The following is a 22,118-nucleotide window of genomic DNA, read 5'->3' as shown; positions in this document are numbered from 1 at the left end:
TGCGTCGTACGCCCGATCGAGCGCGGCGCGAGCCGCAGGGCGCCAGCTAGCCAGCCGGCCACGTGAAGCGACGACCGCCCATCAGGTGCATGTGGATATGATAGACGGTCTGGCCACCCTGGTCATTGCAGTTCATCACCACCCGATAGCCATCCTCGGCGAAGCCCTGCTCCGCGGCCAGCTTCGCGGCGGTGTACTGCAGCCGCCCGACGCGCGCCAGGTCGTCCTCCTCGATGTCGTTGAGGGTGGCGATATGCTGCTTCGGCACGATCAGCATGTGGGTCGGTGCCTGGGGATTGATGTCGTTGAAGGCGAGCACGTGCTCGTCCTCGTAGACGATGTCGGCGGGGATCTCGCGATCGATGATCTTGCAGAACAGGCAATCCATGGGCGGTGTCTCCTTGCGTGAGGATCGGTGCCGGCGTCAGCGAAAGCGGCGCTGGGCCAGCAGGTGGCGGACCAGCGGCCCCAGGATCAGCTCCATGGCCAGCGACAGCCGCGAGCCCGGCACCACCAGGGTATGGGGGCGGCTCATGAAGGCATCCTGGATCATCGCCAGCAGGTAGGGGAAGTCCACCGTGGCCGGGTCGCGGAAGCGGATGACCACGAAGGACTCGGCGTCGGTGGGGATATCCTGGACCTCGAAGGGATTGGAGGTATCCACCGTGGGCACCCGCTGGAAGTTGATGTGGCTGCGCGAGAACTGCGGCTGGATGTAGCGCACGTAGTCGTCCATGCGTCCGAGGATGGTGTCGATCACCGCTTCCTGGGAGTAGCCACGATGGCGCATGTCACGGTCGATCTTCTGGATCCACTCCAGGTTCATGGTCGGCGCCACCCCCACCAGCAGGTCGACATGGCGAGCGATGTCGAGCTCGGCGGTTACCAGCCCCCCGTGCAGGCCCTCGTAGAAGAGCAGGTCGGTGCCACAGGGCAGCGGCTGCCATTCGGTGAAGGTGCCGACCTGGTAGCCGGCCTCGATCATCTGCTTGTCTTCGGCGTGGATGTAGTGGCGAAAGGTGCCGTTGCCGTGCTCGCCGTACTCCTGGAACAGCGCCTCGAGCCGGTCCAGCAGGTTGGCCTCCACCGCGAAGTGGGAGAGCTCGTCCTTGCGGTCGGGCTCGTCGAGGAGGATTCGCGCCAGCTCATGTCGGGTATAGCGGTGGAAGGCATCGCCGTCGACGAAGGCGGCGTGCACGGCCTCCCGGGCGAACATCCGCTCGAAGGTGCGCTTCACGGTGGTGGTGCCGGCCCCGGAGGAGCCGGTGAGGGCGATGATCGGATATTCCCGTGACATCAGCGCGCTCCTGCCAGGGCATCCCGCACGGCATCGGGGATCACCACCGGACGGCCGCTCTCGGGGTCGATCAGCATCAGGTTGATCCGGGCGGTGGCCACCGTGGCGCCATCGGCCTCGCGCAGGATGCGGTGGAAGACGCCGATCGCCTTGCGTCCCGGCGCCGGGACGGCCGTCTCCACCACCAGGGCATCGGGCCAGCGCGACTCGGCCTGGTACTGCACGGCCAGGTCCGCCGCCACGCAGGGGAAGCCCCCCAGGTCCCACTCGTGAAGCCCACGCGAGGCGAGCGCGGCGACCCGGGCCTCGTGCAGCAGCGAGATCAGCGCGTCGTGGCCCAGGTGGCGCCCGTAGTTCATGTCGGTGATGCGCACCGTCAGCGGGTGGCGGTGCACCACGTCATCGACGGGAAAGCTCAGTCTGACACGCTCCATGCTCGCTCCTGATCCTGGTGTTCGGAACCGCTCGTCGTCAGGCGTCGCCGCGTTCCCGCGCGATGGCCCGGTGGGCGATGTCGTGACGGTAGAGCACGTCGGGCCAGGTAATCTCGGCGACCCCCCGGTAGGCCAGGTCACGGGCCGCCCCGACACCGTCTCCCAGCGCCGTGACGCAGAGCACCCGGCCGCCGGCGGTGACCACCTGGCCGTCACGCTGGGCCGTGCCGGCGTGGAAGACCTTGCAGCCGGTGGCCTCGGCGGCGTCGAGCCCCTCGATGGCATCCCCCTTGCGGTAGCTGCCCGGGTAGCCGCCCGCGGCCAGCACCACGCCCACGGCGGACCGCGGATCCCAGTCGCAGGAGAGGCCGGCCAGCTCGCCGCGGGCCCCGGCCAGGCAGAGCTCGGCCAGGTCGGAGCGCAGCCGCAGCATGATCGGCTGGGTCTCGGGATCGCCGAACCGGCAGTTGTACTCGATCACCTTGGGGTTGCCCTCGGCGTCGATCATCAGACCGGCATAGAGGAAGCCGGTGTAGGCATGCCCCTCCTCGGCCATGCCGCGCACGGTGGGTCGGATCACCCGCTCCATGATGCGCTCGTAGACGCTCTCGGTGACCACCGGCGCCGGGGAGTAGGCCCCCATGCCACCGGTGTTGGGGCCGGTGTCGCCGTCGCCTACCCGCTTGTGGTCCTGGCTGGTGGCCATGGGCAGGATCGTCTCGCCATCGACCATGACGATGAAGCTCGCCTCCTCGCCCTGAAGGAACTCCTCGATCACCACCCGGGCGCCGGCATCGCCGAAGGTGTTGGCCTCGAGCATGTCGCGCACCGCCGCCTCGGCCTCGGCCTCGGTCATCGCCACGATCACACCCTTGCCGGCCGCCAGGCCATCGGCCTTGATGACGATGGGCGCGCCCTTCTCGGCGAGATACTCAAGGGCCGGCGCCACCGCGGTGAAGGTGCGGTAGTCCGCGGTGGGGATGGCGTGGCGGGCCAGGAAGTCCTTGGTGAAGGACTTGGAGCCCTCGAGCTGGGCCGCGCCCGCCGTGGGGCCGAAGATCGCCAGGCCCGCCTCGCGGAAGCGGTCGACCACGCCCTCGACCAGGGGCGCCTCGGGCCCGACGATGGTCAGCTCGACGCCCTGCTCGCGGGCGAAGGCCACCAGGCCCTCCAGGTCGCTGACGCCGATGTCGACGTTCTCCAGCCCGGGCTCCAGGGCGGTCCCGGCATTGCCGGGCGCCACGAAGACCGTATCCACGCGGGGTGACTGGGCGACCTTCCAGGCCAGGGCGTGTTCGCGGCCACCGCCGCCGATGATCAGGACCTTCATCCGCTGTGCTACCTCAGAACCGTGCAAGAAACGTCGCGGCATTATGTCAGAAACTCGCCCGCGACGCCGCTCACTGCTTGCCCTTTCCCTGTTCGTCGTCGCTCGGGGCGCCGGCCTGGTTGATGGTCTTCTGCCAGAACTTCATGTTCTCCTCGGCCAGCTCGCGCATCAGCTCCATGGGCGAGTGCCGCATGGCCTGCTGCCACTGGTCCTGCATGCGGTGCTGCTGCTCGAGCATCAGCTTGGTGCCCTGCTCCAGGTAGCGGGCCAGGGGGAGCGGCTGGGCCATGTCGTAGACCCGGATGAACTGGGCGAGCAGATCGTTGGAGAACACCTGCGCGTCGCCGTCGGCCTGCTCCTGCTCGATGATGATCGACAGCAGGATGGTGCGGGTCAGGTCCTCGCCGCTCTTGGCATCCTCGACCCGGAAAGGCACCTCGTCGATGATCAGGCCTCGCAGGTCCTCGAGGGTCACGTAGCGGCTCTGTTCGGTATCATAGAGCCTGCGGTTGGCATACTTGCGAATCACGCGCACGGCGCTGCTCCTTGTTCTCAGAAGAGGCGGCTGCCCCTGTAGCGCTATTGTGCACCGCGACACCCACCATGCAAGGCATAGCCACCAACGCGAGGCCCCATGAACCTGATCCTGCTATCGCCCGAGGACATCGAGACGCCCCGCCTGGCTCGGGTCAGAGACCCGCGCCGGCTGGCGCACCTGCGTGAGGTCCATCGCGCCCGCCCAGGCGACACCCTGATCCTGGGCATCGAAGGCGGACGACTGGGGCGCGGCCAACTGCTGGCCCTGGACGACGGCGAGGCGCGCTTCGACATCACGGACCTGGACCAGGCGCCACCGCCGGCCCTGCCGGTACACCTGGTGCTGGCCCTGCCCCGCCCCCGGATGCTGGCGCGCAGCCTGGAGCATGTCACCGCGCTGGGCGTGAAGCGGATCACCCTGCTCAACACGCGCCGGGTCGAGAAGAGCTACTGGCAGTCGCCGGAACTCGATGACGAGAAGATCCGCCGCCATCTGGTGCTGGGCCTGGAGCAGGCCCGCGACACCCTGGTGCCCGAGGTGACCCTGGCCAAGGGCTTCCGCCCCTTCGTCGAGGATCGGCTGCCGGGCCTGCTCGAGGGCCGGCGTGGCCTGGTGGCCCATCCGGGGATGCCCCTGGACTGCCCCCGCGGCCTCGACGAACCCGCCCTGCTGCTGGTGGGGCCGGAGGGGGGCTTCATCCCCTGGGAGGTGGAACAACTGCTCGAGGCCGGCTGCGAGGGCATCCACCTGGGGCCGCGCATCCTGCGGGTTGAGACCGCGGTCACCGCCCTGCTGGCCCGGCTCTTCTGATCCCTGGCGGCAGCTTGCGCCCTACTCCTCGTCGGGGTCGTGGGGGACGAAGGGGGCGTCCTCGTCGCACTCGGGGTCGGTGAGAAAGGTCTCGCGCACGTCGAGCAGCCCCAGGTGGCCGATGGAGCGTCGCCCGAGCAGCAGCGGGTAGTTCATCTCTCCGCGGTCGCGCAGGCTGAACTGCTCCTCGTAGACGGTGCCGCCCAGGCAGACGTTCATCAGCACCACCGGCCGCTCATCGACGCCACCCGCCCCCCGCACCCTCAGGTCGCGGTACCGCGGCAGTTCCATGCGCTCGGTGAAGACCTCGCCACTGGCCTCGTCCTCGAGCTTCAGACGGAAGCGGACCCACTCGTCGCCGTTCTTCTCGAAGGTCTCGATATCACGGGCGTCCAGCGACGAGGTCAGGGCCCCGCTGTCGAGCTTGGCCTTCACCTCGACGCCCCAGGGCTTGAGGATCGCCTTCTCGACCCAGCCGAACATCCCGTGGTGGTCGGCGGCCAGGGCGGGCGCCACGCCCCCGAGGAGCAGGGCGGCACACAGCGACAGGCAGGATCGTGACGGGAGCATGATCACCTCCGGGAACGGGGCTCAGCGCTGCAGGCGCTGGAGCAGACTGAGGGTCGCGAAGCCATCCGGCGTGGTGCCGATGGCGGCCTGGAACTCGCGCAGGCCCCGGCGGGTATTGGGGCCCATGATGCCGTCCGGGTCCCCCACCTCGAATCCGCGCTGATTGAGCAGATGCTGCATCTCACGTACCTGGCGCCGGCTCAGCGGCTGCTGCTCGCGGGGCCACCCCTGCACCACGCCCTCGCGACCGGCGATCTCGTCGGCTAGGGTGCCCACCGCCAGGGCGTAGCTGGTGGCGTTGTTGTAGCGCAGGATGGCCCGGAAGTTGGGCCCGACCAGGAAGGCCGGCCCCTCGGCACCGCCCGGCACGAGCACCGAGGCAGCGGTGAAGTCGGGCAGGGGATCACCGCTCAGGGTCTGTACGCCTCGCTCGGCCCACTCGTGGCTGGATTGACGGTGGGTCAGCTCGGTCTGGGCGTAGTCGAAGCCATCGGGCAGCCGGACCTCAACGCCCCATGGCTGGCCCGGTTGCCAGCTGGCCCGATCCAGGTAGTGGGCGGTGGAGGCCATCACGTCGGGGATGCTGCCCCAGATGTCGCGCCGCCCGTCGCCGTCGCCGTCCACGGCATAGGCCTCGAAGCTGGAGGGCATGAACTGAGTGTGACCCATGGCACCGGCCCAGGAGCCGAGCATGCGGTCGGGGGTGATATCCCCCTTGTCCAGGATGCGCAGCGCGGCGAGCAGCTCGGCCCGGGCGAAGTCGTGGCGGCGACCGTCGAAGGCCAGGGTGGCCAGGGCCTCGAGGGTCGAGAAGTCGCCGAAGTTGCTGCCATAGTTGCTCTCGATGCCCCAGATGGCGACGATCACCTCGGGCGGCACCCCATAGCGCCGCTCCATCTCGCGGGCCGTGTCGCGATGCGCGTCCAGGCGCTGCCGCCCGTTGGTCACCCGGGTCGCCGAGACGGCACTGTCCAGGTACTGCCAGATCGGGCGCACGAACTCGGGCTGGGAGCGGTCCAGCTCGATCACCCGCGGGCGATAACGCAGGCCCTCCAGGGCCCTCGACAGTGTCGAGGCCGAGATGCCCTCGGCCCGCGCCTCCTGCCGGAAGCGCGACAGCCAGGCATCGAAATCCTCCGAGGCGGCCTGCTCGGCCGTGTCGACCACGGCCACCGTGGTCGCCGCATCGCGCTCCTCTGCCCGGGCCACGCTGTTCTCGCCGGTCGGGGCCGCCTGGCAGCCGGCCAGCAGCACCAGCAGCAGGGAGGGGGTCAGCATCCGTTTCATCGTTGCTCCTGCGGGACATGTCCATGAATCGCCCGATCATCGCCCAGAACCGGCCGCCAGGCCAGACCATTCACGCGCCGCCGAGGCGCCAGATCACCAGGGCGTGACAGGCCAGCACCACCAGGGTCAGGAGGGTACGCAGGGACTGGTACCAGTCGGGGAGTCTCGCCCGCCCCTCCCGGGACAGCTCGTGGCCGCGCACCAGCACGAAGCCCGCGACCAGCACCCAGGCGCCGGTGAGCGGATGCAGCAGCAGGGCCGGCCAGGCCACCAGGCTCGGCACCATGGCGAGCAGCATCCGCACCCGGAAGGCGTCCTCGCCGGGACGTTCACGGCACATGGCCACGCCCCACTGAACACCGCCGAGGAAGGAGAGGATCACCGCGCCATAGCCGAGGAAGGCGCGGATGGCGAGGACCTGCCAGGCGGTCGGGGCCAGCCAGGCCGCCGCCGCACTCACCAGGAAGGGCAGCAGCCCGGCGAGGCCAAGCCACAGCGGAAGACGCGGGATCGCGGCACGCATCACGAGACCTCCGGGCGAGGGGCCGGGCGCGACGCCTCCCAGAGGGCCGCGTAGGCGCCCTCGGGGTCATAGCGCTCGGCCTGGTCATGGACGTCCAGGGCACGCGGCTGACTGCTTCGTCCTACCCCGGCAAGGTAGCGCCAGTTGCCCCAGTTGCTGGCGACGTCGTAGTCGATCAGGCAGTGCTCGAACCAGGCAGCGCCCAGCCGCCAGTCGCCCCCCAGGTCACGGATCAGGTAGCTCGCCGCGTTCTGGCGCGCCCGATTGGAGAGCCAGCCGGTAGTCGCCAGCTCGCGCATGGCCGCATCCACGAAGGGCACCCCGGTGTGACCCTCGCACCAGGCGCGGACAGCGTCGTCGGGGGCCGGCAGCTCGCGCCGGCCGAACAGCGACGCCCCCTCCTGCCACGCCGCCCAGTGGAAGTAGTCGCGCCACAGCAGCTCGAAGAGGATCCAGTAGCTCGAGTCGTTGGCGCCGTGCTCGGCCTCCCAGGCCCGCACGCCGTCATGCACCTGACGCGCGGACAGGCATCCCTGGGCCAGCCAGGGCGAGAACCGCGTGGAGAAATACGCGCCCGACAGCCCATTGCGGGTCTGCTTGTAGCGCGCCACGTCACCATTCTCCCAGAGGTAGTGATCGACCCGCGCCCATCCCGGCACCTCTCCCCCGGCAAAGGCAAAGTTGCCCCGACGGTCCGGCGCCCAGGCGGCCGCCCGGCCGCAGACCTTGTGAAGCGGAGGGAAGCCTCGCGGGGCACCCGCCGGCCAGCTGGGCAGGGTCACCGGCGCCGGGACGGCGCCGGGGACCGACCAGTCGCGCTCCACCTTGCGGCGGAAGGCCGAGAAACTGCCGGGCAGGTCGGCGATGGCCATGGGCAGGGAGGCCTCGTCGAACAGCGTGCCGCTGTCGTGGCGGGAGAGCGACACGGCACCGTCCAGCCGTTCGGCCATTCGCGCGGTGGCCTGCCGCTCCTCCCAGCCAGCGTCGGCGCGCACCCGCACCTCGTCGATCTCGTGCTCGTCGACCAGGGCCACGACCGCCTCCACGGGATCGTCGATGCGCACCAGCAGGTCGCTGCCGCGCTTGAGCAGTTCGCCGCGCAGCTCGATCAGGCTCTGCCAGAGAAACTGCAGGCGCGCCGGCCCAATGCGCGGTGCCTCGAGGCCGGGCATGGGGGTCAGCCACACCTCGTCCAGCACGTACACGCACAGCAGTGCCTCCGGCGGCGTCGAGAACTGGAACAAGGGGTTGTCGGCCAGGCGCAGATCGCTGCGCAGCCATATCAGCGTCCGGCTCATGGCGTATGCTCCGGACGTCGTGCGTCGCGGCGACAGCGCTCGCTGCAATGGCGAACCTCCTCCCAGCAGCGCGCCCACTTGCGTCGCCAGGCGAAAGGACGGGCGCAATACGCGCAAACCTTGTGGGGGAGATGCGGCTTGCGGTGCATGGGACAGCCTCGAAAAGTGAACACCGATAAATAATAGTACAGTATTTGTACAAATAATACCGCCTGCCGCCCCCACACAATCTTCTGACGCGACAGGTGCCATCAGTGCGTCCCGCTTTCATGACGGGGAACAAGGCCCGGTTTCCACCCCCACCGCTATGAACGATCAAACACAGGGGTAAAGAGTTGAAAGGCAAGGAGGCGGCGTGAGGGGCCCCTTTACGTTAGAGTGGAAGGGAGCCAAGCCATGGGAAGCGCGCGACCCAGGTACGGGATGCGACCACAGGTCATTCGCGTCATCCTTTGCCATGGGCAAGCACTGTGCTTCCTCAGTACCCGGAGCCTCGCAGGATGACTGACCGATGATATTGCTGTGGATATCCTTGCTTCCCCTGCTGGGGGTGCTGGTACCCGTGTTCACCCAGAAACGCGGCCGACGCTACTGCACACAGACGACCGCACTGCTGCCCGCCCTGGCCCTGCTGCTGACCCTGAGCCAGGTCCCCGCCCTGGTCGCGGGGGAGGCACTGCGCTTCTCCATCGAGTGGGTGCCGACACTGGGCCTGGACCTGGCCTTCCGGCTCGATGGCCTGTCGCTGCTCTTCAATATCCTGATCCTCGGCATCGGCCTGCTGATCCTGCTCTACGCACACTACTACCTGTCGCCCGAGGAGCCCTTCGGGCGCTTCTACGCCTACCTCATCCTGTTCATGGCCTCCATGGTCGGCATCGTGATGTCCGACAACCTGCTGCTGCTGTGGCTGTTCTGGGAGCTGACCAGCATCTCCTCCTTCCTGCTGATCGGCTACTGGTCGCACCGCAGCGACGCCCGCAAGGGCGCGCGTATGGCCCTGGCCGTGACCGGCGCCGGCGGGCTGGCGCTGCTGGCCGGCCTGCTGCTGCTGGGTGACATCGTCGGCAGCTTCTCCATGGACGAGGTGCTGGCGAGCGGCAGCGAGATCCTCGCCGACCCGCGCTACCCCTGGATGCTGGGCCTGGTGCTGCTGGGGGCCTTCGCCAAGTCCGCCCAGTTCCCCTTCCAGTTCTGGCTGCCCCACGCCATGGCCGCCCCGACGCCGGTCTCGGCCTACCTGCACTCGGCCACCATGGTCAAGGCGGGCATCTTCCTGATGGCACGCCTGCATCCGGCCATCGCCGGGAGCGAGCTCTGGACGGTGGTGGTCTCGCTGATCGGCATGACCACGATGCTCTACGGGGCCTGGTTCGCGCTGATGAAGACCGACCTCAAGGGGATCCTGGCCTTCTCCACGGTCAGCCACCTCGGCCTGATCACGGTGCTGCTGGGCATCGGCAGCCCCATGGCGGTGCTGGCCGCGCTCTTCCACATCCTCAACCACGCCACCTTCAAGGCGGCCCTGTTCATGAGCTCGGGCATCATCGACCACGAGGCCGGCACCCGTGAGCTCAAGCGCCTGGGCGGACTCCGGCGGGCCATGCCGGTCACCGCCCTGCTGACCACCCTGGCGGGCGCCGCCATGGCCGGGGTGCCCTTGCTCAACGGCTTCCTCTCCAAGGAGATGTTCTTCACCGAGACCCTGGCCACCCCGGTGCTGGGCGGCCTGAGCTGGCTGATGCCCCTGCTGGCGACCCTGGGCGGCATCCTCTCGGTGGCCTACTCGCTGCGGCTGGTGCATGCGGTCTTCTTCGCGCCGGCGAAGGAGGCGCCCCCGAAGTCCCCCCATGAGCCGCCCCGCATGATGCGCGCCCCGATGGAACTGCTGGTGACGCTATGCGTGCTGGTCGGCCTCTTCCCCTCGCTGATGGCCGGCGGGCTGATGGACCTCGCGACCCAGGCCGTGCTGGGAGAATCCCTCGACTTCCACCTGGCGATCTGGCACGGGTTCAACCTGCCGCTCGCCATGAGCGGGATAGCGATCGTCGCCGGCCTCACCGCCTACTGGAGACACCCGGACCTGCGCCGCTTCCTGCAGGGCTTCGCCCCGGTGGATGCGCGGATCGTCTTCGAGCGAGCCATGCAGGGTCTCGCCCGGCGGGCCGAGACCCTGCTGCAGGGGATCGACAACGGCTCCCTGCAGCGCTACGTGGGCCTGCTGCTGCTGGCCTCCCTGCTCCTCGGCGGCCTGGGACTGTCGATGATGCCGAGCCTGACCGGCGATCAGCCACAACGGCCGGTGGACGGTGTCCTGCTGGTGGGCGCGGCCCTGATGGTCTTCGGCGGTCTGGGCACGGTGGTCGCCCACCGCCACCGCCTCATCTCGCTGCTGATGCTCTCCGTGGTGGGGCTGCTGGTATCGCTGACCTTCGCCCGCTTCTCCGCGCCCGACCTGGCGCTGACCCAGCTGTCGGTGGAAGTGGTGACCATGATCCTGCTCATGCTCGCGCTGTTCTTCCTGCCGCAGCGAACGGCCAGGGAGTCCTCCGCGACGCGCACCTTTCGTGACACCGTCCTCTCCGTTGCCCTGGGCATGGCGGTCGCCAGCCTCAACTACGCGGTGCTGACCCGCGACAACGCCAGCATCTCGAGCTTCTTCCTCGACAACAGCGTGCCCGGCGGCGGGGGCCACAACGTGGTCAACGTCATCCTCGTTGACTTCCGCGGCTTCGATACCCTGGGCGAGATCACCGTGCTGGCGCTGGCGGGGCTGGCCATCTTCAAGCTGCTCCGGCGGCTGCGCCTGTTCATGCCCCACAGTGATGCCGAGGGTCGCCTGTGGTCCCTGGACCGCTACCCGATGATCCTGACCTCCATCTCCATGGCGCTGCTGCCCCTGGCCCTGCTGGTCTCGGCGTTTATCTTCCTGCGCGGACACAACCTGCCCGGTGGCGGCTTCATCGCCGGCCTGGTCACCGCCGTGGCGCTGATCCTGCTCTACATGGCCCGCGGCGTGGAGTGGGCCCAGGAGCGGCTGCAGTTCGAATACCAGCCGGTGGCCATCGCGGGGGTCGGGATCGCCGCCCTGACGGGCGTGGGCAGCTGGCTGTTCGGCGAGCCGTTCCTGACCTCGGCCTTCGGCCACTTCCACCTGCCGCTGGTGGGCGACTTCGAGCTGGCCACCGCCATGCTCTTCGACCTGGGCGTCTACCTGGCGGTGGTCGGTGCCACCCTGATGATCCTGGCCAACCTGGGCAAGGTCACCACGGCGCACAGCCCGGCCAAGGGCGCCCCGGCCACCGACGAGAACCTCTCCCGGTCCAGCAAGGAGAAACACTGATGGAAAGCCTCTATGCCATCACCACCGGCGTGCTGACCGCCTGCGGGCTCTTCCTGACACTGCGCGGCCGGACCTTCCCGGTCGTGGTCGGGCTGACCCTGCTCTCCTATGCGGTCAACCTCTTCCTGTTCTCGATGGGCGGGCTGACGACCGGGGGCGCCGCCATCATCGACGGCAAGGCCGATTTCGCCGACCCGCTGCCCCAGGCGCTGGTGCTGACGGCCATCGTGATCGGCTTCGCCATGACCGCCTTCGTGGTCATCCTGGCCATGCGCGCCCGCAGCGAGCTGGGCAATGACCATGTCGACGGTCGCAAGCGAGAGGAGCCTCACCGGTGATGCAGCACCTGATCGTACTTCCCGTCGTCCTGCCGCTGCTGGTGGGCCTGTTCCTGCTGCGCAGCAGGCATGGCGCCATGCGCACGCATCGGACGGTGGGCGTCACGGCCACCGCCCTGCTGGTGGTGGTCGCCCTGTTCATGCTGGCCCGGGCCGCCGGCGGCGAGGTCACCTACTACGCCCTGGGCGGCTGGCAACCGCCCTTCGGCATCGTGCTGGTACTCGACCGCCTCTCGGCCCTGATGGTCCTGCTCACCTCGGTGCTGGCTCTGGGCTGCGTGATCTTCGCCTGTGCCGGTGACGACGAGCGCGGCAGCAACTTCCACGGCCTCTTCCAGCTGCAGCTGATGGGCATCAACGGCGCCTTCCTCACCGGCGACCTGTTCAACCTCTTCGTGTTCTTCGAGGTGCTGCTGCTGGCCTCCTACGCGCTGCTGATCCATGGGGGCGGCAAGTCGCGGATCCAGTCGGCGGTGCACTACGTGGTGCTCAACCTGGCCGGCTCGTCGCTGTTCCTGATCAGCGTGGGCGTGCTCTACGGCGCCACCGGCACCCTCAACATGGCCGACATGGCCATGCGCCTGTCCGAGCTGCCCGCCGAGCGGTCGGGCCTGGTCACCGCGGGCGCCCTGATGCTGCTGGTGGTGTTCGGCCTCAAGGCCGCCATCCTGCCCCTCTACTTCTGGCTGCCGCGGGCCTATGCCGCCGCCCCGGCCCCGGTCGCGGCGCTGTTCGCGATCATGACCAAGGTCGGCATCTACGCCATCCTGCGGGTCTATACCCTGGTCTTCGGCGAGCACGCCGGGGCCCTGGAGGCCCTCGAGCGCCCCTGGGTCTGGTGGCTATCGCTGGCGACGATGGTGGTGGCCGGTATCGGCGTGCTCGCCGCCCGGGACCTGCGCCTGCTGGTGGCCTATCTGGTGTTGGTCTCGGTGGGCACGCTGCTGGCGGGCATCGGCATGGGATCGCCGGCGGCCACCGGCGCCCTCCTCTACTACCTGGTTCACAGCACCCTTGTGACCGGAGGGCTCTTCCTGCTGGCCGAGATGATCGGCCTCCAGCGGGGCAAGGCCGGCACGCGGCTGGTCAAGGGTCGTCCCATGCTTCACGGGGCCTGGCTGTCCGGGCTGTTCTTCGCCGGGGCGATCGCGGTGGCCGGCCTGCCGCCGCTGTCGGGCGCCCTCGGCAAGGCCCTCCTGCTGAACGCCGCTGAGCCCTGGCAGCAGCCGTGGCTGTGGCCGATCCTGCTCGCCACCGGCCTCGCCGCCATCATCGCCCTCTCCCGGGCAGGCTCGACGCTGTTCTGGCGTAGCCACGCGGGCGAGGCCGGCGGCGTGACGCTCTCGCGGCCCCGCTGGCTGGGCGTCGGCCTGCTGCTCGCCGCCTCGCCGCTGCTGGTCGCCCTGGCCGGACCGGTCAGCGACTATACCCGTGCCACCGCCGACCAGCTGGCCGACCCCGACATCCTGGTGCGCGCCGTCCTGTCCGATGCCGGAGAGTCTCCATGATCAAACCCCGTCCCTGGCTCCCCCTGCCCCTGCTCTCGGTCCTGCTGCTGGTGGTCTGGCTGATGATGGCCCGCAGCATCGCGCCGGGCCACATCCTGCTGGGCGGCTTCCTCGCCCTGACCATCCCGCTGCTGACCCACCGCTTCTGGGACGCCCAGCCCCATGTCAAGAAGCCGGGCAAGCTGCTGCTCTACGTGCTGCGCGTGCTGGGGGACATCATCGTCGCCAACCTGCATGTGGCCTGGCTGATCATCAATCCCCGGCAGCGCATGCGGCCGGCCTTCGTGGAATACCCGCTGATGCTGGAGGATCGCTTCACCATCACGCTGCTGGCCAACACCATCAGCCTGACGCCGGGGACGGTATCGGCCAACATGCGCCTGGACGGCAAGACGCTGCTGATCCATAGCCTGGACGTGGAGGATGAGGAGGCGTTGATCGCGACAATACGCGAGCGCTACGAGCGGCCGCTGAAGGAGATCTACGAATGCTAGACATCGCCCTGACGATCAGCCTGACGCTGGTCCTGATGGCCATCCTCATGAATACCTTCCGCCTGACCATCGGGCCGGACCTGCCAGACCGCGTCCTGGCCCTGGATACCATGTACGTGAACTCCATCGCGCTGATCGTGCTGATGGGGCTGTGGCTGAACACCAAGACCTATTTCGAGGCGGCCCTGCTGATCGCCATGCTCGGCTTCATCAGCACGGTGGCGATCTGCAAGTACATCCTGCGTGGCGACATCATCGAATAGGCCAGCACCGTCGGAGCAACCATGAACTTCTACGTGATCCTCGAAGGCGTCATTTCCTTTTTCCTGATCGCCGGGGGCCTCTTCGCCTTCATCGGCTCGCTGGGCATGGCCCACCTGCGCGACTTCTACATGCGCCTGCACGGCCCCACCAAGGCGACCACCCTGGGCATCGGCTGCATCCTGATCGGCTCGATGCTCTACTTCTCGACCCTCCAGGGCGAGCCCATCCTCCAGGAACTGCTGATCACCCTCTTCCTGTTCATCACCGCGCCGGTTAGCGCCCACCTGCTGGCCAAGACGGGCCTGCACCTCAAGCTCAAGCACGTGCACAAGACGCGCGGCAAGCCCGTGGAACTGCACCGCGAGGAAGTGGGCGAGAAGCCCGTGCTGCACCCGGACCGGGGGCACTGACCCCCGGCCCTCTCCGCCCTAGACCCAGCCGCCGAGCTCGTTCTCGATCACCGAGAGCAGGGCATCGACGTGGTCGTCACGGGCGTTGAGGCAGGGGATGTAGGTGAAGGTCTCGCCGCCGGCCTCGAGGAAGCTGTCGCGAATCTCCTCCTGGATCTCCTCGAGGGTCTCCACGCAGTCGGCCGAGAAGGCCGGCGAGATCACCGCGATGTGCTTCTTGCCCTGGCGGGCCAGCTCGGCCACGTGCTCCACGGTGGCCGGCCCCACCCACTCCTCGGGGCCGAACTTCGACTGGAAGGCCGTCTGGATCGCCCCCACCTCCCAGCCCAGCCGCTCGCGCAGCAGCCGCGTGGTCTTCTGGCACTGGCAGTGGTAGGGATCGCCCTCCAGCAGGTAGCGCTTGGGCACCCCGTGGTAGGAGGCCACCAGCACCTCCGGCGGCGTCTCGGCGGCATCAAAGGCCTCGCGCACCGAGCTCGCCAAGGCGTCCAGGTAGGCGGGATGCTCGAAGTAGGCCGGCACGGTGCGCAGGGCGGGCTGCCACTTGAGCTTCATCAGGGTGCGGAAGGCCTGGTCGTTGGCGGTGGCCGTGGTCGGCGAGGCGTACTGGGGGTAGAGCGGGAAGAACAGGATCCGTTCGCAGCCCTCGGCCTGCAGGCGTCGCAGCACGCTGTCGGTGGAGGGGTTGCCGTAGCGCATGCAGAAGTCCACTACCACCCGGTCGCCGTGACGCTCGGCCAGCCCCTCGGCCACCTTGCGGGTCTGCTCCCGGGTGATGGTCAGCAGCGGGCTCTCGTCCTGCTCGGTGTTCCAGATCCCGCGGTAGGCCTCCCCTGACGTGAAGGGCCGCCGCGAGAGGATGACCAGCTGCAGCAGGGGCTGCCATTTCCAGTCGGCGTAATCGACCACGCGCTTGTCGGAGAGGAACTCGTTGAGATAACGACGCATCGACCAGTAGTCGGTGGCATCCGGCGTACCGAGGTTCGCCAGCACCACCCCGACCTTGCCCCTGGGCACGGCGGGGTGGTCGGCGGGGGCATGGGTCAGGCGTCCCTCGCCGGGTCGGTCGAGGTCGGAGGCAAGTGAAGGGGACTCGGGGGCAGCCATGATGCGCGATCCTTGTGGTGGCACGAGTGAACGGGGTGTCGCGGTGTTCCGGTCAGGCCTAGAGCCTACCACCGGCAGGCACGCTCGCGGAATCGAGTTATACTATCACAACCACTTGTACAACCCTTGGTCAATTCATGTCCAGACCCCTGATTCTGCTCCTCGGCGATCAGCTGAGCCACGAGCTCGCCAGCCTGCGAGACTTGCCGGAGGGCACCGTCATCGCCCTGTGCGAGGTGGCCGCCGAGGGGACCTATGTGCCCCACCACCCCCAGAAGATCGCTCTGATCTTCTCGGCCATGCGCCACTTCGCCGAGGAACTGCGCGAGCGCGGCCACGTCGTCCACTACAGCGCGCTGGAGGATGACGACAACGTCCAGGACCTGATCGGCGAGGCCGAGCGCCTGGCCGGCCTGTATAGCTGCGACGAGATCCGTGCGGTGCGCCCCGGCGAGTGGCGCCTGTGGCAGGCGATGCAGGCCCGCGTCGAGGCGCCCCTGCCCTGGCGCCTGCTCGAGGACGATCGCTTCTTCAGCACGCCCGAGTCGTTCGATGCCTGGGCCCGGGGGCGCAAGGCGCCCCGCCTGGAGCACTTCTATCGCCTGATGCGCCGACGAACCGGCCTGCTGATGGAGGGCGCCGAGCCCGCCGGGGGCCGATGGAACTTCGACCATGACAACCGCGAGCCCCTGCCGTCGGAGGCTCGCTTTCCCGCGCCTCCCCGACACGCCCGGGACGCCACCACCGAGGCGGTGCTGGCGCTGGTGGCGACGCATTTCGACGACCACTTCGGGCGCCTCGAGGGCTTCCACTGGCCGGTGACCCGCCGGCAGGCCCTGGACGAGCTGGAGCACTTCCTCGAGCACCGGCTGCCGGCGTTCGGCCGCTTTCAGGATGCCATCAGCGACAGCGAGCCCTTCCTCTACCATTCCCGGCTCTCCGCGGCGCTCAACCTCGGGCTGCTCTCGCCCCGGGAGGTATGCGAGGCGGTCGAGCGCGAATACCGCGAGGGTCGCGCCCCGCTGAATGCCGCCGAGGGCTTCATCCGCCAGGTGCTGGGCTGGCGGGAGTATGTACGCGGGCTCTACTGGACGCGCATGCCCGACTACAAGCGCGGCAATGCCCTGGGGGCCGAGCGCGGCCTGCCGAGCTTCTTCTGGAGCGGCGAGACCGAGATGCGCTGCCTGCGACGGGCCATCGAGATGACCCGCGACCATGCCTATGCCCACCATATCCAGCGCCTGATGGTCACCGGCAACTTCGCCCTGCTGTGCGACGTGGCCCCCGAGGCCCTGTGTGACTGGTACCTGGCCGTCTATGCCGATGCCTGCGAGTGGGTGGAGCTGCCCAACACCTTGGGCATGGTGCTGCATGCCGATGGCGGACTGATGGGCTCCAAGCCCTACTGCGCCTCGGGGAAGTACATCGATCGCATGTCGGACCACTGCCGGCACTGTCGCTTCGACCCCAAGCAGGCCATCGGCAAGGACGCCTGCCCCTTCAACAGCCTCTATTGGGACTTCCTCGAGCGCCACGCCGACACCCTGAGCACCAACCCGCGCATGACGCTGATCTATGGCAGCCTGTCGCGCATGAAGCAGGAGCGGCGCGACGCCCTTCGACGCCAGGCTGGCGCCTTCCTGGGCCGGCTCGATGCCGCGCCCGCCTATCCACCCGCCTATGCCCAGAACGAGCACCGGGCGGGCTATGACGCCGAGGAGACGACACCATGACACGCCGCGAGACCCTGGGGGCCCGGGCCCCGGTGACCCTCTTCCACGACGGCCACTGCCCGCTGTGCCAGCGCGAGGTGGCCTGGCTGGCGCGTCATCCGCGCCGGGCGCGGGTCAGGCTGGTGGACATCCAGGCCGCGGACTTCGATGCCGAGCCCCTGGGCAGCAGCTTCGAGGCGATGATGGGCCGGCTGCACGTCCAGGACGACGACGGCCGATGGTTCGTGGGAATGGACGCCAGCCGGGCCCTGTATGCGGTGCTGGGCTATCGACGGCTGGTGTGGCTGAGCACCCTGCCGGGGCTCGGTGGGCTGATGGATGCAGGGTATCGCTGGTTCGCCCGCCGTCGCGTTCGCCTGGGGCGCTGGCTGGAACGGCGGGGCAAGGGATAGCGCGGAAAGGATAGCGCGACAGGCGCCGGGATCGCTCAGAAGACCAGCGGCATGCGCGAGGTCAGTGGATCCTGATAGTGCGTCTCGCGGCCGATCACCTCGTCGTGGGGGACCTGCTGGACGAGGTAGGCGCGATGGATGCCCGCCCGCCTGAGCTCGTTGTAGACGTCCTCCAGCGAGCGGTAGAGGATCGGCTTGCCGGTGCGGGACAGCATGTGGCGCTGCCCTTCCACGTCCTCGAGCTCGACCTGGTAGAAGCGGCTGCCGGCATGGCCGATCACGCGAATCTCGAAGTTGTCGTGGTCCGCCACGAAGGCCTTCAGTTCCTGGAATTCCATGGGTGCATCCTCCTGATGTCCGGGTCGGTGATGTCGAGATCGCCGGTCGGGCAAAGCCTGGCGGCCCCCGATGACGGCCTCATGTCGCCGACGTTATCTTCCAATGACACTGGCCGCCTCGCGAGGTTCCGACCCTACTGATATTCGGAGGGGTCGATCGCCTTGCCCAGCGAGTTGCGGTCGACCCACTTGCCGGCCTTGGTCTCCTTGTAGCGGAACACCACCCGGTCGCCCACCTGCACCGGCAACTCGGGGTCCTCGGTCTGGTAGCTGTAGGACTCGCCGTCCACCTCCAGGTGGTAACGGTAGAGGTCGGGCATCCCCAGCCACTCCTTGAAGGGACCCTCACGCTCCATCGACTGGAGCTCGCCGCGCCCCTCGAGCTTCGGGGTTCGCTGGCGATTGCCGCGTCGGAATCCGCCTGCCATGGTGCCTCCTTCCTGTGGGATTCAAGGGGACGGCATTATACGGGGCCGAGGGCGGGACTCAAGGGCGCCGTCACTCGCCGAAGGCCTCGCGGTAGCTGTCCGGCGCCAGGTCCTCGAAGCGGGTGTACTTGCCGATGAAGGCCATGTGCACCGTGCCGATGGGGCCGTTACGCTGCTTGCCGATGATCACCTCGGCCAGCCCCTGGTTGTCGGGGTTATCCGGATTGTAGACCTCGTCGCGATAGACGAAGCCGATGATGTCCGCATCCTGCTCGATGGCGCCGGATTCGCGCAGGTCCGACATCACCGGGCGCTTGTTGGGCCGCTGCTCCAGGGAACGGTTGAGCTGGGAGAGCGCCACCACCGGGCAGCCGAACTCCTTGGCGAGCCCCTTGAGGGAGCGGGAGATCTCCGAGATCTCGCCGGTGCGGTTCTCCGAGAAGCCGGGGATCTGCATCAGCTGCAGGTAGTCGATCATGATCAGCGACAGGTTGCCCTGCTCGCGCACCACCCGACGGATCCGCGAGCGCATCTCGTTAGGCGACAGGGCCGCGGTGTCGTCGATGAACAGCTGCTTGTCCTTGAGCAGATTCACCGCCGAGGTGAGCCGCGGCCAGTCCTCGTCCTCCAGCTGCCCGGTCCGCACCCGGGTCTGGTCGATGCGCCCCAGCGAGGAGAGCATGCGCAGCATCAGCGAGTCCGCGGGCATCTCCATGGAGAACACCATCACCGGCTTGTCGCTGGAGATCACCGCATGCTCGACCAGGTTCATGGCGAAGGTGGTCTTGCCCATGGAGGGGCGCCCGGCAATGATCACCAGGTCCGAGGGCTGCAGGCCCGAGGTCATCTCGTCGAGGTCGCGAAAGCCCGTGGAGAGGCCGGTCATCTCGCCCTGCAGGTTGAAGAGCTCGTCGATGCGGTCCACGGCCTTGGTCAGCAGCTCGCTCATGCCGATGGGGCCGCCCGACTTGGGTCGCTCCTCGCTGATCTGGAAGACCAGCCGCTCGGCCTCGTCGACCAGCTCGTCGGCGGGGCGCCCCTGCGGGCTGAAGGCGCCGTCGGCGATCTGGCTGGCCGCGCGGATCAGCTTGCGCAGGGTGGCACGCTCGCGAACGATGTCCGCGTAGGCGCGGATGTTGCTCGCCGAGGGGGTGTTGCGCGCCAGCTCGGCGAGGTAGGCCAGGCCTCCCACGGTATCGAGCTGGTCGCGCGCCTCCAGGGCCTCGGAGAGGGTCACCACATCCAGCGGCCGCCCCGCCTCGGCCAGCCCCCCCATGACGTTGAAGATCAAGCGGTGCTCGTAGCGATGGAAGTCGTCGGCCACCAGGCGGTCGGCCACGTTGTCCCACGCCTGGTTGTCGAGCATCAGGCCACCGAGCACCGACTGCTCGGCCTCCACCGAGTGGGGCGGAACCTTGAGGGCGGCGGTTTCCTGGTCGATGGCGAGGGGTTCGTTCATGGTGCGCAGACCTGCAAGGGGAAAGGGGCAGGCACATTCTACCCGATGGCGGGCGGCGACCCCATGCCCACCAACATGCCCACATACACGCCCACAAAAAAAGGGGCGAGGATTCACTCCTCGCCCCCTGTCGAGGCACGCCCCGGGGAGCGTGCCATCGGCATCGGCCTTACTCGGCCACGACCACCACGCGCACGGTGGCGTCGACTTCGGCGTGCAGGTGCAGGTCGATGTCGTACTCGCCGGTCTGGCGAATCGGGCCCTGCGGCATGCGCACTTCGCTCTTGGCGACCTCGAGCCCAGCGCTGGAGATGGCCTCGGCCAGGTCACGCGGACCGATGGAACCGAACAGCTTGCCCTCTTCACCGGCCTTGGAGACCAGGGAGAGCTCGATGTCGTTGAGCTGTTCGGCACGCGCCTCGGCCACGGCCTTGCGCTCGGCGGCCTGGGCCTCGAGCTCGGCACGCTGGGCCTGGAAGGCCTCGATGTTGTCCTTGGTCGCCGGCACGGCCAGGCCGTAGGGGACCAGGTAGTTGCGGCCGTAACCGGGCTTGACGGTGACCTGGTCACCCAGACCGCCCAGCTTGCCAATCTTGTCGAGCAGAATGACGTCCATTCTCGTAAACCTCTTGTCAGTGGCTGCGGGCCAGTCGTCCGCGGAAATCCGCGAACGTATCGATGAAGGCCAGGAGCAGCACAATGAGAATCATGGGCCAGGTGGTGATCAGCAGCACATAGAAGGCGACCAGCCACAGCCCGTTCATTCCCTTCAATCCGATAAAACCATGCACCAGCGCGATGCCCGCCACCAGCAGCGGCACCCAGGCGAGCATGCCCAGGGCGGGAAGCCCCAGCACCACGCCCAACACCCCGAGCACCACCAGCACGGCGAGCTCCCGGGGCAGCAGGCGCAGCGCGTGGAACTCCTCGCGGAACCCCCCCGGGTTGTAGAGCCCGGCCTGCCAGCCGCGCGCCAGGGCCAGGCAGGCCACGGCGGCGAGCAGCACGATCAGCGCGGTCACGCCGCTGATCATCAGGCCGGCCAGGTGCTCGGTGTCCATGCCCTGCCGGGAGAGCTCACTGAGCATCGCCGCGATATCCGGCGAGCCCTGGCGCAGCTGCTCCAGCACCAGGCTGGCCCCGCCCGGCGGCAGGAAGATGCCGAGCTGGATCATCGCCGACCCGGCCAGGGTGCCGGCGATCGCGGCCTCGCTCCAGCGCAGCCGTGCGCGAAGCACCACCGCCATCAGCACGACCAGCAGCACGCTGGCCAGCGGGATGACATCTCCCTGGGTCCACCACCAGCCGGCCGGTACGGCCGCGGCGATGATCACGGGCAGCGATGCGGCCAGGCCGTGTCGCAGCGTGACCAGGGCCACCACGGCGGCCCCCAACCAGAACAGCCAGGGAATGGCGGTGGCCGCGGCGGCCCCGAGGGCGGCATTGGGCGTACCGCGCATCATCCAGCGGGCAACGGGCAACATCACGCGCGGAGCTTTACTGGTGGCTATCGGTGTAGGGCAGCAGCGCCAGGTAGCGTGCCCGCTTGATGGCGGTGGACAGCTGGCGCTGATAACGGGCCTTGGTCCCGGTGATGCGGCTGGGAACGATCTTGCCGGTCTCGGTGATGTAGGCCTTGAGCGTGTCCAGATCCTTGTAGTCGATCTGCTTCACGCCTTCAGCGGTAAAGCGGCAGAACTTGCGGCGACGGAAAAAGCGTGCCATGGGAAGTCTCCTTCAGAGGTGCGATGGGGTGGCTCAGGCGGATTCGGTGCTGCGCGGCTTCTCGTCGCGACGGACACGCTTCTCTTCCACCGGCTTCATCATCGGAGAGGCCTCGGTGACGGCTTCCTTGGCGCGAACCACCAGGCTGCGGATGATGGCGTCGTTGAAGCGGAAGATGTTCTCGATCTCGTCGAGGGTCTCGCCGCTGCACTCGACGTTCATCAGAACGTAGTGAGCCTTGTGGATCTTGTTGATCGGGTAGGCCAGGTGGCGACGGCCCCAATCCTCGAGGCGATGCACGGTGCCGCCGTTCTCGGTGACGAGGCCGGTGTAGCGCTCGACCATGGCCGGGACCTGCTCGCTCTGGTCCGGATGGACCATGAAGACGATCTCGTAGTGACGCATGGGATCTCCTTGCGGTTTGGCAGCTTCCACAGTGACGACATCGGGTCGCTCAGGGGAAGCAAGGAGTGATTGTCAAAAGACGGGTTG

At 68.2% G+C, this 22,118-nt stretch carries 27 protein-coding genes; 9 read left to right on the top strand and 18 right to left on the bottom strand.

All coding sequences use genetic code 11. The features are described from left to right. Positions 1–46 precede the first annotated feature (46 nt). The 5 genes from BOX17_RS11490 to phaR all read right to left on the bottom strand — a co-directional run bounded on the left by BOX17_RS11490 (position 47) and on the right by phaR (position 3,596). Positions 47–388, bottom strand: coding sequence for a histidine triad nucleotide-binding protein (locus tag BOX17_RS11490; RefSeq protein WP_071944672.1), 342 nt, complete (start codon positions 386–388; stop codon positions 47–49). 36 nt (positions 389–424) lie between these two features. Beyond that, entirely contained in the window at positions 425–1,297 is an 873-nt protein-coding gene (locus BOX17_RS11485) for a phosphoribulokinase (RefSeq protein ID WP_071944670.1), read from the bottom strand. Continuing rightward, on the bottom strand, positions 1,297–1,731 hold the full coding sequence (locus BOX17_RS11480; protein ID WP_071944668.1) for an acyl-CoA thioesterase: 435 nt from the start codon (positions 1,729–1,731) through the stop codon (positions 1,297–1,299). Before BOX17_RS11480 ends, BOX17_RS11485 begins: the two co-directional genes overlap by 1 nt. Before the next feature lie 37 nt (positions 1,732–1,768). After that, entirely contained in the window at positions 1,769–3,061 is a 1,293-nt protein-coding gene (gene purD / locus BOX17_RS11475) for a phosphoribosylamine--glycine ligase (RefSeq protein WP_071944666.1), read from the bottom strand. A 70-nt stretch (positions 3,062–3,131) separates the two neighbouring features. Continuing rightward, positions 3,132–3,596: a polyhydroxyalkanoate synthesis repressor PhaR gene (gene phaR, locus BOX17_RS11470; RefSeq protein ID WP_071944664.1), complete on the bottom strand. Its 465-nt coding sequence runs from the start codon at positions 3,594–3,596 to the stop codon at positions 3,132–3,134. 99 nt (positions 3,597–3,695) lie between these two features. On the opposite strand from phaR, the gene BOX17_RS11465 reads away from it, so the two are divergent. Further along, positions 3,696–4,409: a 16S rRNA (uracil(1498)-N(3))-methyltransferase gene (locus BOX17_RS11465; protein WP_071944662.1), complete on the top strand. Its 714-nt coding sequence runs from the start codon at positions 3,696–3,698 to the stop codon at positions 4,407–4,409. 21 nt (positions 4,410–4,430) lie between these two features. Here BOX17_RS11465 and rloA3 read toward each other — a convergent pair whose 3' ends face one another. The 5 genes from rloA3 to BOX17_RS11440 form a co-directional block, all read right to left on the bottom strand. Next, complete coding sequence (rloA3, locus tag BOX17_RS11460) at positions 4,431–4,979, bottom strand: retropepsin-like aspartic peptidase RloA3 (protein WP_071944660.1); 549 nt, start codon at positions 4,977–4,979, stop codon at positions 4,431–4,433. Between the two features lie 21 nt (positions 4,980–5,000). Beyond that, a complete protein-coding gene (locus BOX17_RS11455; protein ID WP_071944658.1) occupies positions 5,001–6,266 on the bottom strand; it encodes a lytic murein transglycosylase in 1,266 nt (421 codons plus the stop codon). A 70-nt stretch (positions 6,267–6,336) separates the two neighbouring features. Continuing rightward, positions 6,337–6,789, bottom strand: coding sequence for a DUF3429 domain-containing protein (locus BOX17_RS11450; protein ID WP_071944656.1), 453 nt, complete (start codon positions 6,787–6,789; stop codon positions 6,337–6,339). Next, positions 6,789–8,087 carry a DASH family cryptochrome gene (locus BOX17_RS11445; RefSeq protein ID WP_071944654.1) on the bottom strand — a complete coding sequence of 433 codons (1,299 nt, stop codon included), beginning with the start codon at positions 8,085–8,087 and terminating at the stop codon, positions 6,789–6,791. The genes BOX17_RS11450 and BOX17_RS11445 overlap by 1 nt, the downstream gene beginning before the upstream one ends. Then, positions 8,084–8,236: a DUF2256 domain-containing protein gene (locus tag BOX17_RS11440; protein ID WP_071944652.1), complete on the bottom strand. Its 153-nt coding sequence runs from the start codon at positions 8,234–8,236 to the stop codon at positions 8,084–8,086. The genes BOX17_RS11445 and BOX17_RS11440 overlap by 4 nt, the downstream gene beginning before the upstream one ends. A gap of 362 nt (positions 8,237–8,598) precedes the next feature. On the opposite strand from BOX17_RS11440, the gene BOX17_RS11435 reads away from it, so the two are divergent. From BOX17_RS11435 to BOX17_RS11410, 6 genes are read left to right on the top strand one after another with little or no spacing between them, the layout of a single operon-like run. Further along, a complete protein-coding gene (locus BOX17_RS11435) occupies positions 8,599–11,430 on the top strand; it encodes a monovalent cation/H+ antiporter subunit A (RefSeq protein WP_071944650.1) in 2,832 nt (943 codons plus the stop codon). After that, positions 11,430–11,768, top strand: a complete 339-nt coding sequence (locus BOX17_RS11430) for a Na+/H+ antiporter subunit C (RefSeq protein ID WP_071944648.1) — start codon at positions 11,430–11,432, stop codon at positions 11,766–11,768. Before BOX17_RS11435 ends, BOX17_RS11430 begins: the two co-directional genes overlap by 1 nt. Then, the gene (locus tag BOX17_RS11425) at positions 11,765–13,276 is read left to right on the top strand and encodes a monovalent cation/H+ antiporter subunit D (protein WP_071944646.1); all 1,512 of its coding nucleotides are present in this window, start codon (positions 11,765–11,767) and stop codon (positions 13,274–13,276) included. The genes BOX17_RS11430 and BOX17_RS11425 overlap by 4 nt, the downstream gene beginning before the upstream one ends. Beyond that, entirely contained in the window at positions 13,273–13,770 is a 498-nt protein-coding gene (locus BOX17_RS11420) for a Na+/H+ antiporter subunit E (RefSeq protein ID WP_071944644.1), read from the top strand. Before BOX17_RS11425 ends, BOX17_RS11420 begins: the two co-directional genes overlap by 4 nt. Next, positions 13,764–14,033 (top strand): K+/H+ antiporter subunit F, encoded by a 270-nt coding sequence (locus tag BOX17_RS11415; protein WP_071944642.1) that lies wholly within the window; start codon positions 13,764–13,766, stop codon positions 14,031–14,033. The genes BOX17_RS11420 and BOX17_RS11415 overlap by 7 nt, the downstream gene beginning before the upstream one ends. Before the next feature lie 21 nt (positions 14,034–14,054). After that, a complete protein-coding gene (locus BOX17_RS11410; RefSeq protein ID WP_071944640.1) occupies positions 14,055–14,444 on the top strand; it encodes a Na+/H+ antiporter subunit G in 390 nt (129 codons plus the stop codon). 18 nt (positions 14,445–14,462) lie between these two features. Here the strand turns inward: BOX17_RS11410 and hemH are convergent, their stop codons facing one another. Further along, positions 14,463–15,551: a ferrochelatase gene (gene hemH / locus BOX17_RS11405; RefSeq protein ID WP_071944638.1), complete on the bottom strand. Its 1,089-nt coding sequence runs from the start codon at positions 15,549–15,551 to the stop codon at positions 14,463–14,465. A 137-nt stretch (positions 15,552–15,688) separates the two neighbouring features. On the opposite strand from hemH, the gene BOX17_RS11400 reads away from it, so the two are divergent. Then, complete coding sequence (locus tag BOX17_RS11400; protein ID WP_071944636.1) at positions 15,689–17,284, top strand: cryptochrome/photolyase family protein; 1,596 nt, start codon at positions 15,689–15,691, stop codon at positions 17,282–17,284. Next, the gene (locus tag BOX17_RS11395) at positions 17,281–17,676 is read left to right on the top strand and encodes a thiol-disulfide oxidoreductase DCC family protein (protein ID WP_071944634.1); all 396 of its coding nucleotides are present in this window, start codon (positions 17,281–17,283) and stop codon (positions 17,674–17,676) included. The genes BOX17_RS11400 and BOX17_RS11395 overlap by 4 nt, the downstream gene beginning before the upstream one ends. Before the next feature lie 35 nt (positions 17,677–17,711). Here BOX17_RS11395 and BOX17_RS11390 read toward each other — a convergent pair whose 3' ends face one another. The 7 genes from BOX17_RS11390 to rpsF all read right to left on the bottom strand — a co-directional run bounded on the left by BOX17_RS11390 (position 17,712) and on the right by rpsF (position 22,031). Continuing rightward, positions 17,712–18,014 (bottom strand): DUF6482 family protein, encoded by a 303-nt coding sequence (locus BOX17_RS11390; protein ID WP_071944632.1) that lies wholly within the window; start codon positions 18,012–18,014, stop codon positions 17,712–17,714. Between the two features lie 134 nt (positions 18,015–18,148). Then, the gene (locus tag BOX17_RS11385; protein WP_071944630.1) at positions 18,149–18,442 is read right to left on the bottom strand and encodes a hypothetical protein; all 294 of its coding nucleotides are present in this window, start codon (positions 18,440–18,442) and stop codon (positions 18,149–18,151) included. Positions 18,443–18,512: 70 nt separating this feature from the next. Continuing rightward, positions 18,513–19,901, bottom strand: a complete 1,389-nt coding sequence (gene dnaB, locus BOX17_RS11380; RefSeq protein ID WP_071944628.1) for a replicative DNA helicase — start codon at positions 19,899–19,901, stop codon at positions 18,513–18,515. Between the two features lie 169 nt (positions 19,902–20,070). Then, positions 20,071–20,517 (bottom strand): 50S ribosomal protein L9, encoded by a 447-nt coding sequence (rplI, locus tag BOX17_RS11375; RefSeq protein ID WP_071944626.1) that lies wholly within the window; start codon positions 20,515–20,517, stop codon positions 20,071–20,073. Positions 20,518–20,533: 16 nt separating this feature from the next. Beyond that, the gene (locus BOX17_RS11370; RefSeq protein ID WP_071944624.1) at positions 20,534–21,385 is read right to left on the bottom strand and encodes a YybS family protein; all 852 of its coding nucleotides are present in this window, start codon (positions 21,383–21,385) and stop codon (positions 20,534–20,536) included. Between the two features lie 13 nt (positions 21,386–21,398). After that, positions 21,399–21,626 carry a 30S ribosomal protein S18 gene (gene rpsR, locus BOX17_RS11365; protein ID WP_016853668.1) on the bottom strand — a complete coding sequence of 76 codons (228 nt, stop codon included), beginning with the start codon at positions 21,624–21,626 and terminating at the stop codon, positions 21,399–21,401. A gap of 33 nt (positions 21,627–21,659) precedes the next feature. Next, a complete protein-coding gene (rpsF, locus tag BOX17_RS11360) occupies positions 21,660–22,031 on the bottom strand; it encodes a 30S ribosomal protein S6 (protein WP_040185479.1) in 372 nt (123 codons plus the stop codon). Between the last annotated feature and the right edge of the window lie 87 nt (positions 22,032–22,118).

Source organism: Halomonas aestuarii (assembly GCF_001886615.1).
GTDB lineage: Bacteria > Pseudomonadota > Gammaproteobacteria > Pseudomonadales > Halomonadaceae > Halomonas > Halomonas aestuarii.
Note: the sequence above shows the minus strand (reverse complement) of the source record. Positions and strands in the feature narration are given on the sequence as shown.